Origin of the sequence: Hymenobacter sp. AT01-02, assembly GCF_000961955.2 — a bacterium.
GTDB classification, from domain to species: domain Bacteria; phylum Bacteroidota; class Bacteroidia; order Cytophagales; family Hymenobacteraceae; genus Hymenobacter; species Hymenobacter mucosus.
Genome location: NZ_JZIR02000115.1, coordinates 1 through 1,203, shown reverse-complemented (window position 1 = coordinate 1,203; position 1,203 = coordinate 1). Strand labels below are relative to the sequence as shown.

Annotated in this window: 2 protein-coding genes; both read left to right on the top strand. The window is 55.2% G+C overall.

The annotated features are described in order from the left end of the window. Positions 1–233 precede the first annotated feature (233 nt). Positions 234–737: a hypothetical protein gene (locus tag VI25_RS20530; protein WP_045687249.1), complete on the top strand. Its 504-nt coding sequence runs from the start codon at positions 234–236 to the stop codon at positions 735–737. 1 nt (position 738) lies between these two features. Then, a partial coding sequence (locus VI25_RS20525; RefSeq protein WP_152981731.1) for a hypothetical protein occupies positions 739–1,203 on the top strand: 465 nt, incomplete at its 3' end.

Below are 1,203 nucleotides of genomic sequence, written 5' to 3'. Positions count from 1 at the left end.
CGCCGTAAACGGATACTCTAAGGGCCTAAGTGGCTACACCTACAACAAGAGCGACAACGTGTTTAGCGACGATACCGCCGGGGCCGAAATAGCTACCGTTACGGGGAGTACCACGGCTGGCTTCGAGTTGGTAATGAACATTGGGGTAGCAGCGTAAGGCTTTCCTGCCACAGCCATTTTTTACACGGCAAGCTGCTGCCTGCGACATGTAACAGCTTCTTGTTTATTCTGCTATGCCCGACCGTATCATCACGCTGTGCTACCGCAAAATAATTGATATCTCGGCCACCCGCCCCTGGGAAAAGCTGGTATTCGACGATACGTACCAGGAGTTCCGGATGCAGGCCCAGCTGTACAACCAGGAGCGACGCTTTCGCTCCTTCGGGGAGTTGCTGCAACATGCACCCGGCGCCGAGCAACTGCATTTTTTGGTGAGCGCGGCGGCCCGGGGCTACCTTCAGCAGCTCAACGGGGTAGTGCCCGATATTGTCAACAACCTGGGTAAGCACTTTCTCACATTCAGTAAGTTTCAGTTCGAAATAATCAACTCCGACCTGCTCGATAAGTCCCGCCACCAGGTAGCCATCAACTTCTACGCCGACCCGCTGGTGTGGCACGAAACCATCGATAATTTCTTGTTCGTGTCGGCTAAGACAGAAGCAGTAGGGGAAGTTCTGACTCACCTTATGCAGTTGCAGCCCTACCTCAGCATTTATTCCCTGCAAAAGCCTGAGTAAGATGATTAAGCAAACGCCCGGAAGAATCTACTTGGCCGACCAGCACGGCTTCATTACTACTCCTCAGTACAGCCGGTGCAGCGTGTTTTCCTTTGCCGATTACGCCGACGAGCAGCGTCCCGCTACGGGCCGCTTGCTGGCCTTCAACGAGGAAACCCTAGCCGGAGGGCAGCGCAGTAGCCTGCCGGTATGGGAGGACGCCTACGTTGTGCTATTGCCCCTAACCGGTGAAATAAAGTACACCTCCTCGGAGGGGCAGGCCGCCGTGGTGCAAGTAGAAGAAGTGGAGGTACGAGCCCTGCCCGCCGGTGCCACCATCGAGCTGGCCAACCTGTTTGAAGAAGAACCAGTCAGCTTCTTACACATCTGGCTCCGGGCCGGCTCCTTAGCCAAAGCATCATCAGCAGTATTCAGCTATGGTTTTGAGCAGTTGGAGAATACGCTGGCGGAGGTAGTGCCTGCTGGG

Excerpts from the sequence above, each read along its gene's own strand:
- VI25_RS20530 (WP_045687249.1), top strand. The coding sequence starts at position 234 with ATGCCCGACCGTATCATCACGCTGTGCTACCGCAAAATAATTGATATC.